This window comes from Psychrobacter sp. NPDC077938 (genome assembly GCF_044542635.1).
Classification (GTDB): Bacteria; Pseudomonadota; Gammaproteobacteria; order Pseudomonadales; family Moraxellaceae; genus Psychrobacter.
In genome coordinates, this window is sequence record NZ_JBITUW010000005.1 from 267865 (window position 1) to 292843 (window position 24979).

Sequence of the window (24979 nt, forward strand, 5' to 3'; positions counted from 1 at the left end):
ACACATTCATTGTAGCAAGCTTTATTTTAATAGCTGTTAATCAACGTTTATCTAACGTTATCAATTGTATTAACGGTAAACTGATTTTATTCGTTCAAAATGATGATTAAATTGCTCTCATCTGCCTATTTCTTATAGACATAAAAAAAGCCCTCATATTTAAGAGGGCTTTTTTGTACTACTTATCTTTACTACTTACATCATAGCTTACTGGATAGCAGCTTAGATTTACGGTAGTAAATGTGCTACTGCATCACGCTCTTCACTAAGCTCTTGCTCAGTGGCAGCCATTTTCTCTTTTGAGAAATCTGATGATACATCAACGCCGTCTACGATAGACCAGTCGCCGTTAGTGCATGTGCATGGGAATGAGTAGATCAAACCTTCAGCAATACCATATTCGCCGTTTGAGTAAACGCCCATAGATACCCAATCGTTTTCATCAGTACCTAGCGCCCACGTACGCATGTGTGCGATAGCAGCGTTGGCAGCAGAAGCGGCAGATGATGCACCGCGAGCTTTAATGATCGCAGCACCGCGCTGTTGTACTTCTGGGATATAAGTCGCTTCGTACCATTCACGATCAACTAAATCTAGCGCAGGCTTGCCGTTTACTGTACAAGCGGTTAGATCTGGATACTGAGTTGACGAATGGTTGCCCCAGATGATCATTTTCTTCACGTCATTTACAGTGCTGTCAGTCTTGCCAGCCAACTGTGCCATAGCACGGTTATGGTCTAGACGAGTCATTGCAGTGAAGTTGCGTGGATCAAGATCTGGTGCATTACGCTGAGCGATAAGTGCGTTCGTGTTGGCAGGGTTACCGACTACCAATACTTTTACATCACGGCTAGCGACTTCGTTCAATGCTTTACCTTGTGCTGAGAAAATCGCAGCGTTGGCTTCTAGCAAATCTTTACGCTCCATACCTGGGCCACGAGGACGTGCACCAACCAGTAAAGCATAATCGATATCTTTGAATGCGACGTTAGCATCGTCAGTTTGGACGATACCAGCCAACAATGGGAATGCACAGTCTTCTAGTTCCATGACCACACCCTTTAGGGCGTCAAGAGCTGGCGTAATTTCAAGTAATTGCAAAATAACTGGCTGATCTTTACCTAGCATCTCGCCAGATGCAATACGAAATAGCATCGCGTAGCTGATATTACCAGCGGCACCAGTGACGGCAACACGTAAAGGCTGTTTCATTGACATTGAATACTCCCTAATTAATTATTAGATAATTCTAATGAACGATTATCATTTTAGATATCGACTTGTTTGCCGCATAGCAGCATGTATAAACCGAGAGCTAGTGTAGCACTTCATCGCAGTGACCGTCTAGATACAGTCATAGACCCGTCAGGGATTATATTGTTACATTTTATACGAGAGGAGCTCTATAGAGGCTAAGCGCTTACGAATAAAGCGCTAGAGGGTTTCAGTACATGATAACTAAAGCATATTTTCACTGTATTATACGTAGATACAATGGTCAAAATAGGCAATTTGCACTATTAAGTTGGGCTAAGTGAAATGAAAAATGGTATCAAAAAAGAAGTTTGAGCAGGTAACTAAGTAAAGGCTATCGTCCACCTGAAATGATAAATTTACTGCCACAGCTGTCTATAACGTCATGACAAGTCCCAAAATCACTACCTTCATAACACACGTGTATATCAGTAAGTATCGATTGGCGACGGCTGCCTTCTTGACAGATGAGATCCACACTGTTTGATGACATACCACTATTGAGACGGGTCATTTGACTGATAAATCGTGATTTGGAAACGGTATAACTATTACCCGTATTTAGCTCATTCGGTAGCTTTAATCCACCTGCATAGTTAGTAATCTGCCGAAAGTAACTGCTAGCGCTAAGCGGACTACAGGCTCCGTAACGTTGCCACGTTTGGCTACGTACCGTTGTGTCAGGCATGATTCGGTTAACGACTTTTAGTTGTAGCGGTGTGAGACGTGGCTCACTACCACGACCGCAGCGCTCGCCATATCCCATATCCAGACCAGATACGGTCAATGAATACCCTTCTAAACACTGACGCATACGTGCCCGCGTTGGCTGCATATTACATAATGCTGGGGTCATCTCAATCATCAATACGCGCTGACCAGTCTTAACCGTGCTAGCCGCCTGTGCTGGTAGCAGTATAACGCCTTGTATAAGTATTAAAGCGCCGAAGCTCATCGTTGCTTTAGTACTACCTACACGGTGTTTGCTAGCCAAACCTGCACGCAATCGCATCATAGAGTTAGCAGCCTTGTTGCTCAGGTTTGTATCTGTCTTTGTATTTGCCTTCGATAAAAAGCATATCCGATTAGATAACGAATATTTGGTTTTTGGCGACGTAGACAGACTAAAATATTTTTTGATCATAGGACTGAAGGCAGTTAGTTAGCAATGATAAGACATAGGCTATAACTTAAATCATTAGACGCGATACATAAAACACGTATTGACCTAAGAACAAGACTGAAAAATAGGGTTTCCCATTAAGGCAATGGTAACAAAACGTTTTTTTTAATCTATAGCAAAAACGTAAACGTTGACGACATCGTCAGGAAGCTCGATAAATGTTTATAAAGTACTGAAGGATAAAAAATATGAAATTTATTTTAGCTAGATGAGTGCTGCTTGGGCAAATCAGAGTTGATCAATTGACAAAGCAAATCAGTAGATAAAAATAAACCACTAACAATAAATCATTAGTGGTTTATCAAATGCAAGTTCAGTGATTAAAAGCCAGCTGGCACCGTACCCATACGCTGAGTAATCGGCTGACCACGACCCAATAGACTGCTGTAGATAGTGGCGTTTTCCATCACGTGTTTGACATAGTTACGTGTCTCAGGAAATGCAATCGACTCTACATACTGATCTGCAGCAAGTGAGCCATAAACTGGCTGCCAGCGTTTGGCATTATTAGGTCCAGCATTATAGCCTGCGGTTGCCAATACTGGCTGATAATTGAGTTTGCCCAAAATATCACCCATATACCACGTACCATAGCGGATATTGGTATCACCGCTATTGGCACGGCTCGCACTATACGTCTCGCCTAGGTTACGAGCGATATATTTTGCGGTATCAGGCATGACTTGCATCAGTCCACTCGCGCCTACGTTTGAGCGCGCAGAAGATACGAAACGGCTTTCTTGACGCATAATACCGTACGCCCATGCTGGATCAATACCTGCTGCCTCACTATAACGTACGACTGCGCTTTGATGCGGCATTGGATGCGAGAGTGCTAAGCTATCCACCCTATCAGTATTATCAACCGCATAAATCGCTCGATCGAGCCAGCCCATATCATAGGCTTGACGAGCAGCGGCAATAATCAAATTGTCATCACGATTATCACGAGCTTGCTTCACCGCCCAGTTCCACTCGCGATTGGCATAAGCACGACTAGCCTCAGAGTTGTATAACGCAAACGCACGAGCGAAGTTAGCGTCTTGCATGACACGCGCGCGGTCAGCAGTACTAACATTAGGCAAATTACTACCACCTAAACGGCTGGCATCGAAACGCTGCCCTATTTTATCTTTTGCCATCAAACCATAGTAGTCATTACTCTTTGCTAGGTTCTGATACATTTTTTTGGACGTATTACGCTTGCTACTATCGCTTGACTGCTCATACGCACGAGCTAGCCAATACTGCCACTGGGCTTCTTTTTGCGTTTCGCCATCCATTTTTGAGATAGCTTCTACCACATCATCCCAACGACCGAAGCGAATCGCCGCCATAGCGTAATCTTCAGCTTCTTCAAAATTAAAGTCATTGTCCAAACTGTTGCGGAACCAATCGACTGCTTCAGCGTTAAACCCATCGTCAGTGTTGTGATTCATACGCTGTACGCCAAGCGTACGATAAGCATAGCGTCGGGTTTCGTCATTCAACAATCTGACCGCGCGCTGATTGTCTTGTTTGATATCAAAGTCTAACTGTAGCGCCGCCTCACGATAAGACTTATCAGCCATACGGCCGATTGCATACATATATAGGTATTGATTGGTTTGGCTTGCAGGCTCACGACCAAAACGGCTAAAGAAAGAAGACGGATTTAGCTGAATTTCACTGAGCGCCGAATAAGCAATTGGCGTACCAAGACGTGAGGACAATGCCATAATATCACCAGTCTTGCCTTTACGTAGCATACGCTTGAGACGAGCCGCACGATCTTGATTACTAATTAGCGCGTTGTTGTTCATCTCCATCGCTAGCTGATCGCACAATGCTGGTTGCTTTTTGGTGGTCAGCCACACATCAGATTTGGCTGCCATAGCACGCATGGTGTCACCACCATTATTGAACCCAAGCGCAACCGCACAGCGCTCACTGGCATCCGCATTGGTAATCAAATTGGCTACCTGTCTAACCGAGGCATAATCATTCGACCCCGCTTTGGTCTCCGCAAAATCAGCCACCAATTTCTCAGCCATAACCGTATCTGGATACTGACGCACAAACTGCGAGACAGCTGCTGAACTCTGTGAATTGAGGTCTAGATTCATACGCCAATAAGTGGGATACATCGCAAACAAGCCGCCACTCATGACCTGCTCATAATTATAGAGCGCACTCACATCACCACGATCTGCGGCGATAGCGGCTGCCATAAATGAGTCAATACTACTGTCTTTCTGATAATCTTGTTGATAGTTACTTTCTTGTTGGTAGCTTTCCTCATCGCCCCATGTCAACTCGGCACAAGCGACTTGTGACACACCAAGTGCACTGACCGCTGTTGCCACGCTCAACGCGCTCAACCGTAGCGTACCTACTGTGATTCGCTTTGACGCGTGTTTTTGACTGATAGACTCTTCATCCTTGATGCTATGCGCAACACGCAACTTTGTCATACTGACTCTCTTTATGATATCTCTACAAATATGTGAATAACGGTTCGCTAAGTACCGCCAAGGGTATAGCAATCATCATACTATACTCATTGTGCTTTCAACTATCTCCTTTACCTTTTGTTAATAAATAGGACAGCACGGTGTAACATAGAAGTGATAACGAGCCGCAGTTTTTATGAATAGTAATATGAACGACAGTAAATAATTGATACTGCTATGAATTATTTATCATATTGAGGAGCTATCGCTCGTGCTAATTTTTCACATTGGCACAGGGTTGTGATAAAATACGCCACCTGTTAATCGGCTACTCCGCTATATTTTTGGTCAATCATGGACTTATCCTTATGAGTGTTACTGTATTCAATCCCCGCATCGATGACGATGCTGTTGCTGAGACGACTGTCACCGCACGTGCTGTCACTGCACTCAAAGAAGCAAGTTCAGTCCAAGCACCCGTCGAAAAAGCAGCGACAAAAAAGGTCTTTGTCACGACCCAAGGCTGTCAGATGAATGTCTATGACTCTGGCAAAATGCTAGACGTGCTCGGCGATTCGCATGGTATGGAAGTGACTCATGATATCGATGAGGCCGACGTATTGTTAATGAATACCTGCTCTATCCGCGAAAAAGCGCAAGAAAAAGTCTTTTCAGAATTGGGCCGCTGGCGCAAACTAAAAGAAAAACGCCCTGACCTTGTCATTGGCGTTGGTGGCTGCGTCGCTTCACAAGAAGGCGATAATATTCAAAAGCGTGCGCCTTATGTCGATATGGTATTTGGCCCGCAAACCTTGCATCGCCTGCCAGAGCTATACGATCAATCAAATGAGCAACGTGAAATCGCGCCTAAAAACCGTATTGGCACAATTGACGTGTCATTCCCTAGCATCGAAAAGTTTGACTTTTTGCCAGAGCCAAGAGTAGAAGGCTACAAAGCATTTGTCTCTATTATGGAAGGCTGCTCAAAGTATTGCTCATTTTGCGTGGTGCCTTATACGCGCGGTGAAGAATTATCACGTCCACTTGATGACGTATTGGCTGAGATTGACAGCCTTGCCGCTCAAGGTATCCGTGAAATCAACCTATTGGGTCAAAACGTCAACGGCTATCGTGGCGAAAAAGACGATGGCAGCATTTGCCGTTTCGCTGAGCTATTGCATTATGTCTCGCATGTCGACGGTGTCGAGCGTATTCGCTATACGACCAGCCATCCGCTAGAGTTCACTGATGACATCATTGATGCCTATGCACAATTGCCAGAGCTAGTATCGCACTTACATCTACCGGTTCAAAGTGGCTCAAACGCTATCTTGGCAGCGATGAAACGTAACCATACAATCGACGTTTATATCAATCAGATTAATAAGCTAAAAACCATTCGTCCAGATATTCACTTGTCGAGCGACTTTATCATTGGCTTCCCTGGTGAAACTGATCAAGACTTCCAAGATACCTTGAACTTGGCGAAAGAGCTGAACTTCGATCACTCTTACAGCTTTATCTACTCTAAACGTCCAGGCACGCCAGCCGCTGAGTTGCCAGATGATGTGAGCTTCACTACTAAAAAGGCTCGCTTAGCTGAGTTCCAAAAAGTCATCATTGACTCAACACTTGCCAAAACTCATGAAATGGTTGGTACCACGACTCGCGTCTTGGTTGAACAAGTTGCCAATCGTCATCCTGACTGCTTAATCGGTACGGCAGATAACACTCGTACTGTCATGTTCCCTCATGATGTCGAAAAAATGGATGAGCTGCTGGGTAAACTCGTGAGCGTGCGTATTACTGATTTCGTCAGCCCGCACATGGTAAAAGGTGAGCTAATCGAAGTATTGGCCTAGTGGTTAAGGTAATAGTAGTTAAGTTATAAATTTGAGTAAGAATAAAAAAGCCGTTCACTATAATAGCGAACGGTTTTTTTGTGGGTTAATGTTAACCATCACTATTCTGATAACCAATCTGTCTTCCGTAACTGCTGCTTGGTCTCACGGCGACGTTTTTTGCGGATGATATCGATATCTTCTTTTTCGTGCATACCACCTTTTCTTAATAGTGGATCAAGCGCCAAATAATTACGTGGTTTGACAGTGCTTAGCGAGTGTTGCGCACCTGTCACATCTTGACGTTCTAACTGCCGTTCAATCTGCTTGGCCTTTTTTAAGGTTTGTTTTAAGCTCATATTTTTACCTATATTTTTAATAGATCTAAATCTGTTTTATATATTCGAGTGACAGCATAGTGAAGTCACGACTAGGAAATCGAGCGCAAATAGTACACTTAGTACATTTAGCTAGATTGACACTGTCGTGACTCGCTATGGTTTTACTCGTTAGCCTTTAATACACATAACCTGCTTCAACGTATGCACCACCTCAACCAAATCCGTTTGATTGGCCATCACTTCATCGATGTCTTTATACGCTTCGGGTATTTCATCTATGACACCTTTGTCTTTGCGACACTCGACGCCATCCGTCTGCGCTTTTAGCTCGTCGATGGTGAATGCTCGCATAGCTTTACCTCGGCTCATCTGTCGTCCTGCCCCATGTGAACATGAGCAAAACGATTCTTCTGCGCCCAGACCACGTACGATAAAGGATTTTGCGCCCATAGATCCCGGGATAATCCCAAGCTCACCTTCATAAGCACTGATCGCACCTTTACGCGTCACATAGACTTGCTCACCGAAATGCACCTCTTCATTAACATAATTATGATGACAATTGATGGCTTCTTTGGTCAGCTGAAATCGTGGCAACCCTGCTTGTGGCGACTGCAATGACTTAATGACAAGACGCATCATCTCACGGCGGTTCTCTAACGCGTAGTCCTGCGCCCAGCCTACTGCTTCGACATAATCGGCAAAGCTATCAGACCCTTCGGCAAAGTAAGACAAATCTCGATCTGGCACATGACCAAAGCGAGATTGACGTTCTTTTTTGGCAAGGTTGATGAAATAGCGACCTATACAATTACCGATGCCGCGGCTGCCAGAATGCAGCATAACCCAGACATCATTGTTTTCATCCAAGCACAACTCAATAAAGTGATTACCACCACCCAATGTACCCAACTGCTTTGCCCAAGTACGCTCAAAACCTTTGAGCATTTTGAGTAAACCCGGGTGTTTATCAGTAATCGGTTTTAGGCGTTTTCCTAGTGGGTCAAGCGTTGAGTTCTTGGCTTGGATTTGCTTGTGCATGTTGAAGCCGACTGGCACTTGTTGCTCAACGATCGATCGTAACGACCGTAAGCTATCAGGCAGATCACTCGCTGTCAGTGACAAACGTACTGCGTTCATACCGCAGCCAATGTCTACCCCTACTGCGGTAGGAATGATGGCTGACTTGGTCGGTATCACGCTGCCGACTGTTGCGCCTTTGCCAACGTGCACATCGGGCATCACTGCAATATGTGAATGTACAAACTCTAGCTGGGCTAAATTGCGTAACTGCTGCATCGCACCTTGCTCAACGTCCGAGGTATAAATCTTGACGGGTACGCCATGTTTACGATTTTCGTTTAATACTAATTGAATGCTCATAATTTATTATTTCCATTTTTTTATTATTAAAGCCATATACTTTTCTAATTCGCCTATTAAATTTTTTAGACATTACTCATCTGTCTCGATTAAACGTAACGTTTAATAAGAAAAAATTATTAGCTAAGAAATAATAGGCAATAAAAAACCATATTTTTATTAATTAAAAATCAATAAAAATTCATGGCTGATTTATTATGGACGTTTTAAAGAAGAATCTTTCATACCAAAAATAAGGGCGTAAAAATTATGCGCACAGGTAGACAATCGCTAAATATTAGCGTGAATAATTTTTTGGTAATAAAGATACAGCAGAATGTTGGATAAACAGATAATAGCAAGCACGAAACTACTTAGCACTATCGCATCGCTATTTTGACAAAGTAGATTTAGAAGAAGGATGGAGCGAGTATATATAGGAGGCTATTCATTGATATGAATAGATTGAATATCACTCAATAGCTATATATAAATTTAGCCAAACCTTTTCGAAGTCTTCATTGTTGTCATACTTTTCATACATTCAATCTTTAAAAACGTCTTAACAGTTATATAGGACACGATGATTCCTCCATAGGTTATGGCTAATGTCAGGGCGACAGTAGCAGATTTATTAGAAATTTATAGCAAGACTATAAATCAGTGAGATAATAATAACGATTTAAAAAATATTGTCAACTATTAATTTTTAAATAACAAAAAAAACGCAATACCCGAGACTATTAATTTAATAGAGTAATTATTTCAAATAATAACTAATAAATTTTTATACCATAAAACTATTAATTACTTCAGCAAACAAAGCCGCTGCAATTATGATAAAGATAATGCCGCAACCACGATTGAGCCATGCTAAGCGATTACCTACATCGAGCCAACTTGCCAGCTTTTTGCCACCTAGCGTATATACGATTTGCCAAATCGTTTCGCTCAAAAACAAGCCGATGGTCAATAGAACATATTGTGGCCATAGTGGCGCACTAAAATTGATAAATTTAGGGAAAAAGGCCGCAAAGAACAAGATAGCTTTCGGATTAGATAATGATACCCAAACACCAGTACGAAACAAGCTAGTGTTGCTCGGCGCTATTTTAGTAGCAGCACTAGAGAGCGAACGCGGCTGCGGTGTACTAGGTGCGCCATTAGTGGCAGCATAGTCTGCTGCTACCTCGGCACTTAACTCTTTGGCATCACTCATCAAACTACCGTCGCCAGCATCGCGCCATGAGCTAATACCCAAATAGATTAAGTATGCCGCACCCACGGCTTTGATAATAGTCAGTAGCCACGGTGACTGGCGACTGATTACGTCCAAGCCAAGCAGTGTCGATAGCAGTAATACAAACAAGCCAAGGCTCAGACCTGCTAGCGTCCATAAGGTTCGTTTGACGCCATAGTTCATGCCATACTGAAATGCCAGCAGCATATTAGGACCAGGGGTCGCTGAGATAAAAAACGTACTTGCGAAAAACACTGCAAACAGATGCCAAGACATCAACCCACCCCTACTTTGTCATGTGTAAATGGTTCTAATATGAAAGGCTATACGACTTAAATATGCGACTAAAAAATAAACACCGCCATTAAGACGGTGTCATTTATACCTATATATCAAAAATTCTCGCAGAAATCATTAAAGGAACGACACGCATTCTTCTGAAGAATTACGATTACATGGACGGCTGAGTCGTACAGCTATCTAACAGCTTCTTTAAGAATACATCACAGCGTTCAATTTCGCTAAGCTCTACATACTCATCCGCTTTATGCGCCTGTTCAATACTACCAGGGCCGCAGATAATCGTTGGGATACCTGCATTGGTAAACTGACCGCCTTCAGTCGCGTAAGCCACTTTATGACGCTCATTATCCCCTGTCAGCGCAGCGATTAACGATTGTAGCTCAGCACTATCGTCATCTGTCATTGCTGGGACGCTTTCTTCTTGCATCAGCTCAATGCCAGTTTCTGGCGCGCGCGCTTGCATTTGCGCATTTAGCTCAGCGATTTTTACCTGAATAGGCGCTAGTATATCGTCTTGCGTCATGTGCGGCAGGTTACGATAGTCAAAAGTAAACTCGCATAGGTTGGGTACGATGTTGGTCGCTGTACCACCATGTATGGTACCTACTGACAATGTCGAATAAGGCACTGTAAATAACGCATCGTTATCATCACGAGCACTCAGCTCCTCAGCAAGCGTATCTACATAGCCAACCAATCTGCTAGCATAGCTAATAGCGTTGACACCCTGTGCGATTAATGACGAATGTGCCGACTTGCCATGTACACGGCAACGATAAACTGCGATGCCTTTGTGTGCAACTACCATAGCCATGTTAGTTGGCTCACCAACGATACAATAATCAGGCGTGATACCGCGTGCTTTTAGGTCTGCCAAAATCAATGGCGCACCCAAGCAGCCAACCTCTTCATCGAACGACAATGCCAAATGCAACGGACGACGTAGCTGACCACTGTTTGACAACTGCACGGCTTGCGGCAATACCGTTAGTGCACAAGCAATAAAGCCCTTCATATCACATGCACCGCGTCCATATAGCTTATCACCACGTATTGTCGCGGTAAACGGCTCTGAAGACCATGCTTGTCCATCAACTGGCACAACGTCGGTATGACCTGATAAGACCAGACCGTTATTGATAATATCAGCGTTTTCACCAGCTGGTACAGTCACAAACAAATTGGCTTTGGTCTTAGCTTCATTAAAGGTCAAATCTACCGTCAAACCCAACTGCTCACAGTACGACCTTACATCGTTAATCAAAGCCAAATTAGAGTGACGACTGACCGTATCAAAGGCGATGAGACGTGTTAGCCAATCAAGGCTTTGAGTAGGATGTTCGACACTTTTCAGCTGGACATCGCTGCTACTGTCAACGTTATCGCTATTACTGACGTTGTCGCTATTACTACTGTTATTTTGGATCATAAAATATCCTTACTACAATTTTCAGAACTATGATGTGTCAGAGCTGCCTTACGATGGATTGTTATGGTTCATCACATCCACCACTGGCGGCATTGGTTTTGGTAGCTTACCTTCTGCCTGTAGCTCTTTGGTTGTTTTGGCATCGATAGACAAACCAGCGATGAGCGCGATATCTTTGACAGCCTTGCGTTTACGCGTGGCAAAACTTACGGGTACCATACGAGCAAATTCATAGATATAAAGATAAGACTCTTCCCCACCTTCAAAATCCTCATCATCTTCGAGACGAATTGCGCCAATCTTAGCCAAATCCGATAACATCTCGTTTTCTTCACTGGTCAAACCACAATCAGTAATACCAAAACCGGTCATAAAACCGTTTGCCCACTGTTTCAACGCCATCACGCGCTCGTATAAATCATGTTCATCATCTGGGATGAGCGGCATGTACGCGTAGGCATCATCTTTGTCTTTTAGCTGAAACACGGTGTCTTCTGCTTCTTCTGTTAGCAAGGTCAATGCAGGCTCTGGTAATGGAGCAAAGCTGAGCTCTTCAAATACCTTAGCCCAAGTTGCTTCGTCAGGTGCATTACAAGCCGTCATAAGCCCTGTCATCATGCCATGCACTTCGCTGATAGACACGTCAGTCCAATCATCAAACGCAGTCAGCCAAGTATTCCAGCCAGAGATATTATCATTCATAATAGATGTCCTAGTAATTGATTACTGCTTATAAAATAAAAATAGTCGCGATAAAATGTCATGGACAAATCATCGATAAATAAAAGTGAAAAGACAAAGCCCGATGCTTGTAATTACTTTGTTGATATAGATATTATGCGGTCACCTATGGCATTATTAAATGCAGCGAACAAAATTCATTCACGCTTACTTGTTAAGGATAAAAACTGACTATGTATGATCAACTTAGAATATTAGAAAAAATGGTACTCGACATCAAAAAACAGTATCAGCTTGTCAGTGCTGAACTTAGCAGCTTAAAACAACACCCTGTTACTGATTCAAAAGAATTTGCCGCTCTAAAAACCAAATTAGACAACAGTCATAACGAACGTGACGGTGCCAAAAAACAACTGAACGATCTCGACAAGCGTTATCAGAGTCTTGCAGAAGCGCACCATATGATCGGTGAAGAACAAGACAAACTGCAAAAACAGATCAGCCAATTACAACAACAAAACAGCGAGCTGCAACAACAAAATAATGAGCTAAAGCAGCAGTATAGCGACATCAAACAACAAAACAGTGAGCTGCAAAAGAAGAACCAATTGGCAGCCGAGCGTACGCAAGTCGTATTACAACGCCTAACCCGTATCGATCAAGCAGAAGGCTAACGTTTTCTTGTAGCAGATAGCAAAGACGTACTGCTTATTGAGCTGCCCAACGCTATTTGTAAAATCTGATATCACTCATTTCACTGACCAGACATTGTAGGATTTATCATGACCGATGACCAAAGCAAATCGATAGAAAAACAACCAAAAAATACTCAAGCGCCAAGTGCGCCAGCAACAAGTGTGCCAATACCAGTGCAAAAAACAGCACCAGCAGCATCAAATATATCAAGCGCCATGGCACAATCTAATACCAAAACACCTAAAGCACCAGAACCACAAATCAAAAAAGTTGATATTGCAATTGCTGGGGTTACTTATCCAATCTTTTGTCCAGTACATGAGCAAGAAGAGCTACTGTCAGCGGTTTCGTATATCAACAACTATGCGCTCGATCTAAAAAGAGATGCGCCAAGCCTTAGCCAAGAAAGCATACTGGTACTGTGCTGCTTAAACCTGTATGAAAAAATCCATGCCAATCAAAGAAGTGATGAAGATCGCTTGCAGAAAGACAAACAGTCCGAGGCATTGCTCAATAAAATCATGAAAGATGCTCATTCTATTCTGTAGATGCATCGTACTGTATTAAACATATAAGCGCCTAGTTAATAAAGTTAGGCGCTTTTTTATGGTCAATCATTTATCTATTTATGCATAAGGCGTGTAGGTCTTGCCTGCATGAAAGTCTGCCTGATGCTCATAATTGCAAAAGAACAATTCTTGGTTCGCTTCAACATTGCCATCGGTAGCTGTACTTGGTTTGGTTTCAAGTACACCGCGATATTCAGCCAAGCTGTTGCCACAGAAATTACACTGACGCGGAGTGGTCACATCCCCCTCTTTTGGCATCATACTCTTAGGTGCACGCGGGTACATAAACTTATAAAAAGCCCACATTGAAGCCCAGATAATAAGGATGACGATAATAACAGCAAACACGGCAGTGCTCCTTCGATTACGGGTAAACGTGAGAAATAATGAAATCTACTAAATAAGATTAGTTAAGACGTTTTGATAGCATAAATTTTACCGTCAATAATAGCGATAATACAATGCCTTTACCGTTTAATTGCTGATTGCGTTAACGGACTGGTTATATCCACTAGATAAACCTACTAACAAATCAGTCAACTGTATAACAAAAAACCTGGCCATGATAAGCCAGGTTTTTTATCAAAAGTAACCGTCAATTTAAAACAACAATCAGGTTAAAGTAACTATCAGGTTTTAGCAGGGTTACAGCTGTAGCTCACTGATATCAGCTACCGTCAAGAACAAGGCGCGAACCTGTTTTAGTAGTGCCAAGCGATTGTTTTTAAGCGCAGCATCTTCACTATTGACCATTACTTGATCAAAGAACTGGGTCAACGGCTCATCTAAGCTAGCCAGCGTTTGTAATACTTGCGTATAGTTCGCTTGTTCCAGCAATGGTTGTACCACTGTCTGGGCTTGCTGCACATTTGCATATAAATTTTGCTCAGCAGATTCAGACAGTAGTGCTTCATCGACTGTATCAGCCACGCTCACTTCTGACTTGGCCAATATATTAGCAACGCGTTTGTTTGAATCAGCCAACATCGACGCTTGTGACAGCTCGCTAAATGCTTGAACTGCACGGATACGCTGATCAAAATCAAGCGGCATATGCGGGTTAATCGCTTGTACTGCCTGAATCGTATCGACGCTAACGCCCTGCTCTGTATACATCGCACGGTAGCGCGAGTTTAGGAATGCCATGACTTGGGTAAAGGTATCACCCATTTTGGCAATCTTGCTACCTTCAGCATCGCTATAGCCTTTAATCGCTTGCTCAACGAGCGCTACCAGATTAATCGGCAACTGCTTTTCGATCAAAATACGCAAGATACCAATAGCAGAACGACGTAAGCTAAACGGATCCTTTGAACCCGTCGGTGCTTGGTCAATCGCAAAAATACCAACCAATGTATCCAAACGATCAGCTAATGCTAAGCAAATGCCAATCGGTGTCTGTGGTAATACATCGCCACTGAACTTAGGTAGATACTGCTCTTCTAAACTTGCGGCAACCGCTTCTGGCTCGTCATTTAGACGCGCATAATACGTACCTGCGATACCTTGTAATTCAGGGTACTCGCCGACAAGCGAGCTGGCCAAATCTGCTTTAGACAAAATGCCCGCACGTACGGTTTCATCAACATTGATATCGTGGCCTTGCTGCTGCATCAACGTGGCGATAAACGCAGCAAGCTTAGCAATACGCTCAGACTTCTCCCAAATCGTCCCCAACTTATCTTGGAATACACGATTTTTTAGGCTTTCTGTGAGTGCAAACAATGGCTGCTTTTGATCTTGCAAGAAGAAAAACTCTGCATCAGCCAAACGTGGACGCACAACTTTTTCATTACCTTCAATAATCTGGTTAGGATCTTTTGATTCAATATTGGTGATAAAAATGAAATACGGCTGCAATTTGCCAGTCTTATCCGTCAAGCAGAAATACTTTTGATCCGCTTGCATGGTCGAGATAAGCGCTTCTTGCGGTACTTGTAAAAAGCGCGCTTCAAAGCTTGCTCGTAGTGCAATTGGGAAATCGACCAATGCGGTGACTTCGTCTAACAAATCTTGCGGTACGATGGCATCAGAATTGACTTCATCTGCCAATGCTTTGACTTGGTTTTTGATCAGCATTTGACGCTTATCAAAATCTGCTACTACTTTTAGACCACTTAGTAACTCTTCATAATCATTAGCATGAGAAATATTGTGATAATCAGGGCTGTGGAAGCGATGACCACGTGTTTGTGTACCAGTCTGATGACCTTGGATAGTGGCATCGATGACAGTATCATCCTGCATCAATACTGCCCACTGTACTGGACGCACAAACTCATCACGGCTAGCACCTGAGCGCATACGTTTGGCTATCGGCAAATTATCTAGCGCAGTCTGAAAAATAGCAGGCAGTAGCTCAGTGGTCGCTTGACCACGGATAGTTTGCTCAAAACCTACATAGTCACCTTTATCGGTATTAATCGTCGTAAGCTCGCTAGCTTCAATACCCAAACCTTTGGCAAAACCCATCGCCGCACGTGTTGGGTTACCCTCTGCATCGAACGCCGCTTTAATCGCTGGTCCGCGTTTTTGCTCAGTACGATCAGGCTGCTTATCGCTAATACCTTGAATCTGAATTGCCAAACGGCGCGGAGCAGCAAAAGCTTTGATACTATCAAAGGTGATATCTGCTGCCGTCAATTGCTCAGTGACACTGGCTTGTAGCGCATCACGTAGTGGTTTTAGGCTCTTTGGAGGTAGCTCTTCACACCCCAGTTCAAATAGAATAGTACTCATGGGATGCTCCTATTTATCGTTAGTAGATTGATTAGTGTCAGTAGTTTCTTTTGCTGAGTTGTCTACTGCTAAGCTGTCTGCTGCCACGTCTTCTTTTGGCAAATACTTATCAAGTGCGGCTTGGCGATGTTCTTCATCAGCCAATGGGAAGCCCAATTTGGCACGAGCTTCGACATAACCAAAAGCAACCTTACGAGCAAGTGTACGCACACGTAGGATAAAACGCTGACGCTCAGTCACTGAAATAGCGCCGCGTGCATCAAGCAAGTTAAAGGCATGAGATGCTTTTAATACCATCTCATAAGCTGGTAACGGCAATCCTGCATCGACCAATTTGTCGGCTTGTTGCTCATAAAAGTCAAACATCTCGCCCATCATCGGCACATCAGCGTGCTCAAAGTTGTAGGTAGACTGCTCGACTTCGTTTTGATGAAAAACATCGCCATACGTGACACGGCCAAACTCACCATCTGCCCAGACCAAATCATAAACGCTATCGACGCCCTGTACATACATAGCCAAACGTTCAAGTCCGTAAGTGATTTCGCCAGTGACTGGGAAACACTCGATACCACCGACTTGCTGGAAGTACGTGAACTGCGTGACTTCCATGCCGTTTAGCCAAATCTCCCAACCAAGTCCCCATGCACCAAGCGTTGGCGATTCCCAGTTGTCTTCTACAAAGCGCACATCATGCACCAATGGATCAATACCAATGGCTCGTAGTGAGTCCAGATACAGCTCTTGGATGTTCGGTGGATTTGGCTTTAGTACAACTTGGAACTGATAATAATGCTGCAGGCGGTTCGGGTTATCACCATAGCGCCCGTCAGTAGGACGACGTGATGGCTGTACATAGGCCGCATTCCAACGCTCAGGACCTAACGAGCGCAAAAACGTCGCGGTATGAAAAGTACCTGCACCGACTTCCATGTCGTAGGGCTGCAATACAACACAGCCTTTATCGGCCCAATAATTTTGCAAAGTTAAGATTAAATCTTGAAAAGTCATCGGTTGAGAGTCTTTATCTTGGGTCATCGGGGTTATCGCTTGGGATGTCATAGTTTCGGTTTTCATAGTAAAGCCACTGTGAAATGAGTATTATTAAATAAATCTCTGATAGCGCTCGCGCGACCTATTCGGCAACGACTCTATCTGCCTGCTCACCTTACTAAAAATTGACTATTTTATCCATATTTACATCAACTAAATTTGCATAGTGAGCACAAAATCTCAGTTGTATAGCGTATTTGCAGGCAAATCATCATAGAATTCGCACTAATATAATGAATAAAAAAATACCCAAATGCGCTAGCATTCGGGCAGGAGGAAAATTGTATCTTGGGCATCCTGATTGATCAGGCTTTTTATTTTTTGGAGGTCTACTGCTTTTAGCAACTACGTCTAACTTAAACATGACTCTTTAACTGGTTCAAGAAAGCTAATTTTAAAAAAGCTAATTTTGAAAACAATTATCAGACTCCTATTATTGATAAGACTGACTATTGGCCTTTGGCATAATTATCCATAGGATGATATAAATCAAAATGCCTGGTACTGCTGCACTTAATGATGAGATGATTACAAATAATACTCTCACCCATGTTGGCGACCAACCAGCATACTCTGCAATGCCACCCATCACACCTGCTATCATGCGATTGTTTGGTGAGCGATGTAATTTTGCTAACTTAGCCAAATCAAATACCTCTCTATTTTCTATTCTTGTTTATTTTTTTATTCTATTTTTCTAACAGTCTTACACATTTAGCTAAAACATTATCTTGCTTTGCTAACCTACGAATCAGTATATCAATAATTCAGGATTTATCTGTTGAAGGTATAGCAGTACTTTGTGAGTTTATGCTACTCAAGCTTACCCTAATCTGTCATAGCACCATGCAAGCCCCTGATTTTAAATAGTTATTTCAAAATGTTTCAAAACTGCCTTTGTTGCTATAACCTTGCAATTTAGCTTCACGTATCTCGTTATTTTTAATTTAATCAAAGAGATAAGCTCGCTTTATAACGCTAAAATTGAGTCAAACTTTTGATAGTCTGAATAATATTTTAGCTAACCAATTTTACTCAGTTAAAAAATTCTCAATTAAAAAACGTGCGATTCCTTGTACGTTCGATATACCTTATTTTTACAATAACCCACCTGCAAATCATCCAAAACCTTTATACCATGCTGATTAGAAACTTAGGTTTTCAGATGTTCTATGATGAAAACTAGGACACTGCTCAACTATTAGGTAAAAGTACCTTTACGAAAAATAGTAGAAGTAAAGAACGTGGTTGGTATTACGATTCTTAATAGGTGTCTACTTTGGATCTTGATAGATGTCTAGTTTGGCGCATTCAACTCAAACAGTATTAGTCGTAGTTTTTGAAATAGACATGGAACACTGAGATTAAAATAATAAGGATAACTATGTACGACACTGGATTAATGATTGGACATTTTGAGCCCCTGCACTTAGGGCAGATGCGCAGCATATTGAATGCAGCAGGACAAGCCAAAACCTTGCATATCGTTATTATGGCGCATCCATTGCCGCATCCTGATTTTACCATCACCTTACAAGACAAAGCACGTTGGCTACAGATGGCCTGTGCCGACTTGCCATTTATTCATATTCATACTACCCATGAGATAGAGCTACCGCTGCACGAACATCTGTATAGCACTAGCGATGATGTCAGTATCGATGTCGCTGCTAGCAATGCCAAATTACAACGTTTGATGGATGCATTATCACTATCAGCAGAGACTGTATTGTTTATGGCGGACAACCATCCGCTCACTCGCAATGACATACAAGAGCAGCTGCTTTTGCCAGTCGTTACTACGCCGCTACAGCCCGAATTTGACTCTTATGCGATTGCGCGTGATCCAGTCGCCTACTGGTCAGCACTTCATCCGCAAGCGCGCGTCGACTATACCAAGACTGTCGCTATCGTCGGCGGTGAAAGCTCAGGTAAGACAACGCTAGTCCATAAGCTTGCCAATTATTATGGTGCTAGCTTTGCCCTAGAAATGGGACGCCTATATGTCGGCACCGATTTGGGCGGTAGCGAGGTTGGATTACAGTACAGTGATTATGGCCCTATTTGTCTTGATCATGCTGAGGCAATCCGGGAAGCTAAAGCCAATGCAACTGCCCCTATCACCATCGTTGATACTGACTTTGTCACTACGCAAGCATTTTGTGAAGAATACGAGGGTCGCACGCATCCTTTTGTGGCTGCTTGTATTGATGAGTTTCGTTTAGACCACACCATTATGTTAGATAACAATACGCCATGGGTTGATGATGGTATGCGATCTTTGGGTACGCCTGAAGCGCGTGGACGCTTTGAGCAGCGTTTGATAGATATTTTTGCGCGTCACGATATTACGCCGCATATGATCGATCAGCCCGACTATGATGCTCGCTATCAGCAAGCATTATTATTGATTGATCAATATATCTATGGCAAAAAATCATAAACTTACTAGGGCGTGTCCTCATTTTAAAAATGGTGATAAAAATGAGATAAATTGCCGTCAAACGAGGAAAATAGTGCAGATAATATCGAGATATTGACCAACTATTTGACGATGTTTGGCAAAATTTAGCTGTTTTTAGCCCATTTAGAGGACACTCGTTTGAATTGAGGACACGCCCTAAGCATATTTATAATAATTTATTCACTAGCACACGTTATTTAACTAACACATGACAGTTAGCACTATATTGATATCAGTATTTACTTTAGGGGAAAAGCGATGCGTATTCAGCTATTGGACAACATCACCGGAAAATGGGCGATGCAATGGATTATCATTTGGTTTATCTGCGGTGTTATTGCTTTGTCCGCCGGTTTTTGGCTCACGACGGATCATACCACGCTTGATTGGTTTTACTTAGCAGTCTCATTTATTGGTTTGGTTTGCGTGGTCTCGCTATCATTTCGCAAAAACGTCATGGGCAATGGCTTTGGTATGGGGGCAACGGCTGGCGAAGTCATTGTGCAGGCAACGTCTGGCGCAGTTGGTTTGATGCTTGCTCCACTATTTAACTTTTTTACCCATGTTTACGGTATTTTTTATTGGTCAAAGCACACCGATCCTGAGGGCGACATGATACCCAAATCAGCGAATAAGGCTGTTTGGTTAATCACCGCTGCATTTATTATCATTGGACTTGCCCTTTTTCCCACGATAAATGATTTATTAGCGAGCTATGGTTATGCGGTCGTAGAAGATGATAACAGCCTGTTTCTAGGGTTTATCTCCTTCTTTTGGATTAACGTGATTGCGTTTGTGCTGTCCATCACCGCTCAGGCAGCTATGATTCTGCGTTATTCATTTAACTGGTGGTTGTGGATTATCGTCAACTTTGTCTGGCTCATCGTGAATCTGATGTCTGGCAACTATATCTTTGCTATTCAGACTATGGTGTATCAAGTAAACGCCTTTATCGGCCTGTATGAATGGCATCGCAGCGAGCAGGGATAATGCGTCTCTTATAGAAAAACCCCTTAGGAGTTTAAATAAAATCTTGCTGATATATTGCTATTAGGGCGTATCCTCATTTTAAAAATGGTGATAAAAATGAGATAAATTGCAGTCAAACAAGGAAAATGGCGCAGATAATATCGAGATATTAGTCAGCTATTTGACACCGTTTGGCAAGATTTAGCCATTTTTAACCCATTTAGATAATTATCGATTGAATTGAGGATACGCCCTAGTACGAATGAACTTGACTGTACCGTCTATCAGATAACATGGTAGACAGGCGTAATTAGTGCTAAAACTGATATTAACAATTGTCTTCATACTGAGATCAGTAGCGAGTCCATTAGCGAGTATGAGTTACTTATCTTATTTACTAGCAGGGAGGTTAGTATGTCTCGTCAACCAAAAATGTCCAAACGTACGCTAGAGCAATGGCTGAGTGAGTACTCTGTCAGTCACCAAAACTTGGTCAATAAAAAAATCCATTGGTTATGTGTGCCAACCATCTTTGTCAGCCTGTTAGGTATGGGCATGTCGCTATCCGTATGGTTTACCTTAGTACTAAGCGCACTGGTATTACTGTTTTATATGCGCTTATCTACGCCACTGTTTTTAGCGATGGGAATGTTTATCCTTATCTGTCTGTCAGTGATGGCAGCGATGCCATGGGGCTTTAAAGCGTGGGCAGCGGTATTTGTCGTTGCATGGATTGGCCAGTTCATTGGTCATAAAATCGAAGGCAAAAAACCTTCTTTCTTTAAAGATTTACAGTTTTTATTAATCGGTCCAGCATGGGTGGCTAACAGTTTGATGCAACGTAAATAGTTGTCAATCTCTGCGTAATTTCTGCAGGAATTTAGCTTAGCTGTAGGCTATTGATAGCCTCTACAATATTGACCCTCAATAAGAAAATATTACCAACAAAAAATCGCCACCCAGAGATTACTGAGTGGCATTTTTTGTTTTACGTAAGCTTTTAGGACTATTGAGATTTTAGGGCTATTAAGGTTTTGGGACTATATAAAATAGACTAACCTATCTTACGCACCAAAAACTTTCATACGCTCTTCAACTGGCTTGAACGCTTTTTCGCCTGCTGGCTGCTCAATCGTTCCAAATACCAATTGTGCATTTAGCGTCCAGTCTTTGTCGATATCCCAAGCGCTAGCTACTTTTTGATCGATTACTGGATTGTAGTGCTGTAAGTTTGCGCCAACATCGATACTGGCTAGTGCCGTCCAGATAACATACTGATGCATTGCGCTGGTTTGACTTGCCCAGATTGGGAAGTTGTCAGCATATAGTGGCGCTGCTTCTTGCATGCCTCTGACGACTGCTTGATCTTCAAAAAACAGTACCGTACCAGCACCATTACGGAAACCATTGACACGCTCTTTGGTCGATTTAAACTTCTCTTCGTCACCAACGATTTCGCGTAATGTATCTTCGGTCATATCCCACAACTTACGATGATCATCGCCGAACAATACAACGATGCGCGTTGATTGCGAGTTAAACGACGATGGCGTGTGCAAAATAGCATGTTCAACTATTTTTACGATTTCGTCATTAGCTACTGGCAGTTGGTTGCTTAGCGCATAGATAGAACGACGTTTTTCTGCTAGCTGCTGTAATGTTGTTAAATCTGACATAGTGTTTCTCCATGTTGTTAGTAAAATAGTTATTAATAAAAATAATTTTTAGCGTTAATATTTATTGGTATGAGTACTTTAATTGATAAATTGCTTTGCTTCTCAATGACTACATAAATAGCGGTACTTCCATCACTAGCACACGGCTAGCTACTGTTGCGTCCATCGTAAAACTCTGAGTATCCCAAATACCCAAACCATCTCTACTAACCAAAGTATTGTCACCTATCACGACTTCACCGCTGAGGACAAATACGTAGACACCATTGTTAGGATCATTTAACTGGTAAGTCTGCGATACACCTTCGTCAAAACCACCCATGCTAAACCAAGCATCTTGATGAATCCAAACACCTGCATCATCAGCATTAGGTGATAGCACTTGGCTAAACTCGTTAGGTCGCATGATATCGCTCATATGCACCTGCTGATAACGCGGTGCGACATCCATTTTGTTTGGTATTACCCAAATTTGCAAAAACCTCACAGCCTCTGCATCGTCACCATTCATTTCACTATGGGTAATGCCTGTACCCGCTGACATCACTTGAATTTCACCAGTTTCTATGATGCCCTCGTTGCCGATACTATCGCCGTGAGCGAGCTTGCCGGATAGAGGAATACTGATAATTTCCATGTTACGGTGCGAGTGTTTGCCAAACCCTTGACCGCCAATGACGAAATCATCATTGATGACGCGTAAGGCACCAAAGCCCATGCGCTCAGGATTATGGTAATTGGCAAAGCTAAAGGTATGCCTGCTTTTAAGCCAGCCATGATTGGCATCGCCACGTGAGTCTGCTGCATGATAGATTGTTTTCATTATTTATCCTTAGCTATCAACAGATTAATCCTCTATATACTTCTTATCGATTAATCTATTTAAACAATGGGCTTATTATAATTATTAATTCTACATAGATAAACAACACTAAATGCAATTAACTATTCTTTTTTATAGAACAATCAGAGCGGTTTTAACGTAATATAGATTTTTTACATATATTAGCACAGCTAACTTTATATAAATTAATTTAAGTTATGCTTATATAACAAAACTGTCTGTTGTTAAGGTTTTCTGTGAAAATTTTATGACGCTCTTTATTTGAAATTATCCATTCATGATTGTTCTTCGTAAGCGTATAAGAGGTAACTCAGCTACTGATTGCTTATCGTTTATTGTCTATTGAGTAAGCACCCGCACCATGAGCAAAAATCATTAAGAATCCACCAGCTATCGCGACGTTCTTCATAAATGAATTCATTTGCGATTCATCAACCCAGAACTGGTGAAAAATAATGGCTGACACGATGCTAAACCCGGCAAACAAGAAAGCGATTGGACGAGCTTTATAACCTAGCAAGATAGCGATACCACCTAGTACCTCAAACGCGATTACCAATGGTAATAACATACTAGGCACACCTACTGACTCCATATAGCCTTGAGTAGTCGCATAGTCTGTGATTTTACCAATGCCTGCAAAGATGAAAATGATTGATAATAATAGACGACCGAGCGGTGCGCTAAATTGCTGTAATTTGTCCATAATGATGCTCCAAAAGTGTGTTTAATCATGTCTCTAAGTAGAGAATAGCGCGATTATAGGCGTTGACTAGCATGGGATAAACAGCAATAATCACAAATATAAGTTCTTGGTGTAAGAACAATCATGAGGCATCGATAATGGGTCAATTAGAAGACATGGCGATGTTTGTACGCATTGTTGAGGCAGGTAGTATTACCAAGGCTGCTGAGCAGTTAAATATTGCAAAATCAGCCGTCAGTCGCCGACTCAAAGAATTGGAAGAGCGTTTAGGCAGTCAATTAATCAGCCGTACTACCCGCCAATCTAAATTGACGCAAGCTGGTGAGCAGTATTATCAGCAAGTGAACGATATCTTGCGTGCGGTTGACGCTGTCAATGAGCATGCTACTGACGCTCCCATGCGTATTGAAGGTACGCTAAAGATGACAGCGCCGTTGTCCTTTGGACTCATGCATCTGAACGATGTAATTGATAAATACGCCAATAAACATCCCAATCTGAAATTCGATCTGGATTTTTCTGACCGACGTATCGATTTGATTGAAGAAGGCTATGAATTGGCCATTCGAATCGGAGAGCTACAAGATTCTAGCTATCAAGCAAAAAAGTTGGCATTGATTCGTTGTGTGATTTGCGCCAGTCCCGACTATTTAGCAAGAATGGGCACGCCTGAGACGCTAGACGATTTAGACAACCATGCGCTTTTGCAATACAGTCTCGGTCAAACCAATAGTATAAACTTGGTGGATACTGAAGGCAGAAGTCATCATCGTACAATAGATGCCAAAATTAAAGCCACCAATGGTGAGTTCTTAGTGGATTTGGCAGTCAAGGGCCATGGGATTACTTTTGTGCCGACTTTTATTGCTTATAAACAACTGGCGCTTGGCGAGCTTGTACCTGTCTTACAACGCTATCAATTGCCAACCCTAACGGCTTATGCTGTTTATCCAAAGAATCGTTTTTTGTCGCAGCGTTGTCGTTACTTGATTGATTTTATTGCCGAGCAATTCGGTGACAATCCGTACTGGGATCAATATTAGTCCATGTTTCTGTTATCCCTAACGATATCAATCGCTACTGGTGTTGAGTCATATTACCTTCTTTAACCCGACTAATCGTCAGCCCCGTGAACCCAAACAGCAATGTCAGCAGCAATGACAAATAACAGAAGAATGCATAAGGTAGATAGTCTAA

Annotated in this window: 22 protein-coding genes; 7 read left to right on the top strand and 15 right to left on the bottom strand. The window is 42.4% G+C overall.

Annotated elements, in window-relative coordinates:
* Window positions 1–228: 228 nt before the first annotated feature.
* From ACIGBM_RS10535 to ACIGBM_RS10545, 3 genes are all read right to left on the bottom strand, one after another.
* Complete coding sequence (locus ACIGBM_RS10535) at window positions 229–1212, bottom strand: malate dehydrogenase (RefSeq protein ID WP_101205831.1); 984 nt, start codon at window positions 1210–1212, stop codon at window positions 229–231.
* A 376-nt stretch (window positions 1213–1588) separates the two neighbouring features.
* Window positions 1589–2269 carry a hypothetical protein gene (locus tag ACIGBM_RS10540; RefSeq protein ID WP_227522950.1) on the bottom strand — a complete coding sequence of 227 codons (681 nt, stop codon included), beginning with the start codon at window positions 2267–2269 and terminating at the stop codon, window positions 1589–1591.
* Window positions 2270–2757: 488 nt separating this feature from the next.
* Window positions 2758–4890, bottom strand: coding sequence for a transglycosylase SLT domain-containing protein (locus tag ACIGBM_RS10545; RefSeq protein WP_394124836.1), 2133 nt, complete (start codon window positions 4888–4890; stop codon window positions 2758–2760).
* A gap of 347 nt (window positions 4891–5237) precedes the next feature.
* On the opposite strand from ACIGBM_RS10545, the gene miaB reads away from it, so the two are divergent.
* The gene (gene miaB / locus ACIGBM_RS10550; RefSeq protein ID WP_201570667.1) at window positions 5238–6731 is read left to right on the top strand and encodes a tRNA (N6-isopentenyl adenosine(37)-C2)-methylthiotransferase MiaB; all 1494 of its coding nucleotides are present in this window, start codon (window positions 5238–5240) and stop codon (window positions 6729–6731) included.
* A gap of 101 nt (window positions 6732–6832) precedes the next feature.
* On the opposite strand, the gene ACIGBM_RS10555 is transcribed toward miaB, so the two are convergent.
* The 5 genes from ACIGBM_RS10555 to ACIGBM_RS10575 form a co-directional block, all read right to left on the bottom strand.
* On the bottom strand, window positions 6833–7069 hold the full coding sequence (locus ACIGBM_RS10555) for a hypothetical protein (protein WP_397477715.1): 237 nt from the start codon (window positions 7067–7069) through the stop codon (window positions 6833–6835).
* Window positions 7070–7219: 150 nt separating this feature from the next.
* Entirely contained in the window at window positions 7220–8434 is a 1215-nt protein-coding gene (locus ACIGBM_RS10560; RefSeq protein WP_397477716.1) for an RtcB family protein, read from the bottom strand.
* A gap of 766 nt (window positions 8435–9200) precedes the next feature.
* Window positions 9201–9929: a LysE family translocator gene (locus ACIGBM_RS10565; RefSeq protein WP_397477717.1), complete on the bottom strand. Its 729-nt coding sequence runs from the start codon at window positions 9927–9929 to the stop codon at window positions 9201–9203.
* A gap of 175 nt (window positions 9930–10104) precedes the next feature.
* Window positions 10105–11385, bottom strand: a complete 1281-nt coding sequence (argE, locus tag ACIGBM_RS10570) for an acetylornithine deacetylase (protein WP_397477718.1) — start codon at window positions 11383–11385, stop codon at window positions 10105–10107.
* 48 nt (window positions 11386–11433) lie between these two features.
* Window positions 11434–12087 carry a UPF0149 family protein gene (locus tag ACIGBM_RS10575; RefSeq protein ID WP_397477719.1) on the bottom strand — a complete coding sequence of 218 codons (654 nt, stop codon included), beginning with the start codon at window positions 12085–12087 and terminating at the stop codon, window positions 11434–11436.
* Window positions 12088–12299: 212 nt separating this feature from the next.
* Between ACIGBM_RS10575 and ACIGBM_RS10580 the strand changes: the two genes are divergently transcribed.
* On the top strand, window positions 12300–12740 hold the full coding sequence (locus tag ACIGBM_RS10580; protein ID WP_397477720.1) for a hypothetical protein: 441 nt from the start codon (window positions 12300–12302) through the stop codon (window positions 12738–12740).
* A 108-nt stretch (window positions 12741–12848) separates the two neighbouring features.
* On the top strand, window positions 12849–13310 hold the full coding sequence (locus tag ACIGBM_RS10585; protein ID WP_397477721.1) for a cell division protein ZapA: 462 nt from the start codon (window positions 12849–12851) through the stop codon (window positions 13308–13310).
* Between the two features lie 78 nt (window positions 13311–13388).
* On the opposite strand, the gene ACIGBM_RS10590 is transcribed toward ACIGBM_RS10585, so the two are convergent.
* The 4 genes from ACIGBM_RS10590 to ACIGBM_RS10605 form a co-directional block, all read right to left on the bottom strand.
* Window positions 13389–13679: a hypothetical protein gene (locus ACIGBM_RS10590; RefSeq protein WP_224737782.1), complete on the bottom strand. Its 291-nt coding sequence runs from the start codon at window positions 13677–13679 to the stop codon at window positions 13389–13391.
* Between the two features lie 297 nt (window positions 13680–13976).
* The gene (glyS, locus tag ACIGBM_RS10595; protein WP_397477722.1) at window positions 13977–16070 is read right to left on the bottom strand and encodes a glycine--tRNA ligase subunit beta; all 2094 of its coding nucleotides are present in this window, start codon (window positions 16068–16070) and stop codon (window positions 13977–13979) included.
* Window positions 16071–16079: 9 nt separating this feature from the next.
* Entirely contained in the window at window positions 16080–17081 is a 1002-nt protein-coding gene (gene glyQ / locus ACIGBM_RS10600; protein ID WP_397477735.1) for a glycine--tRNA ligase subunit alpha, read from the bottom strand.
* 475 nt (window positions 17082–17556) lie between these two features.
* Entirely contained in the window at window positions 17557–17769 is a 213-nt protein-coding gene (locus ACIGBM_RS10605) for a PspC domain-containing protein (RefSeq protein WP_057761485.1), read from the bottom strand.
* A gap of 738 nt (window positions 17770–18507) precedes the next feature.
* On the opposite strand from ACIGBM_RS10605, the gene nadR reads away from it, so the two are divergent.
* From nadR to ACIGBM_RS10620, 3 genes are all read left to right on the top strand, one after another.
* Complete coding sequence (gene nadR / locus ACIGBM_RS10610; RefSeq protein WP_397477723.1) at window positions 18508–19566, top strand: multifunctional transcriptional regulator/nicotinamide-nucleotide adenylyltransferase/ribosylnicotinamide kinase NadR; 1059 nt, start codon at window positions 18508–18510, stop codon at window positions 19564–19566.
* Between the two features lie 279 nt (window positions 19567–19845).
* Window positions 19846–20577, top strand: coding sequence for a nicotinamide riboside transporter PnuC (gene pnuC / locus ACIGBM_RS10615; RefSeq protein ID WP_397477724.1), 732 nt, complete (start codon window positions 19846–19848; stop codon window positions 20575–20577).
* 393 nt (window positions 20578–20970) lie between these two features.
* Window positions 20971–21405: a DUF962 domain-containing protein gene (locus ACIGBM_RS10620; RefSeq protein WP_102091859.1), complete on the top strand. Its 435-nt coding sequence runs from the start codon at window positions 20971–20973 to the stop codon at window positions 21403–21405.
* 215 nt (window positions 21406–21620) lie between these two features.
* Here the strand turns inward: ACIGBM_RS10620 and ACIGBM_RS10625 are convergent, their stop codons facing one another.
* The 3 genes from ACIGBM_RS10625 to ACIGBM_RS10635 all read right to left on the bottom strand — a co-directional run bounded on the left by ACIGBM_RS10625 (window position 21621) and on the right by ACIGBM_RS10635 (window position 23782).
* Window positions 21621–22232 (bottom strand): nitroreductase family protein, encoded by a 612-nt coding sequence (locus ACIGBM_RS10625; RefSeq protein ID WP_057761493.1) that lies wholly within the window; start codon window positions 22230–22232, stop codon window positions 21621–21623.
* A 109-nt stretch (window positions 22233–22341) separates the two neighbouring features.
* Entirely contained in the window at window positions 22342–23055 is a 714-nt protein-coding gene (locus tag ACIGBM_RS10630; RefSeq protein WP_397477725.1) for a pirin family protein, read from the bottom strand.
* Between the two features lie 346 nt (window positions 23056–23401).
* Entirely contained in the window at window positions 23402–23782 is a 381-nt protein-coding gene (locus ACIGBM_RS10635; RefSeq protein WP_397477726.1) for a DoxX family protein, read from the bottom strand.
* Window positions 23783–23919: 137 nt separating this feature from the next.
* On the opposite strand from ACIGBM_RS10635, the gene ACIGBM_RS10640 reads away from it, so the two are divergent.
* A complete protein-coding gene (locus ACIGBM_RS10640) occupies window positions 23920–24825 on the top strand; it encodes a LysR family transcriptional regulator (RefSeq protein ID WP_397477727.1) in 906 nt (301 codons plus the stop codon).
* The last annotated feature ends 154 nt before the right edge of the window (window positions 24826–24979 follow it).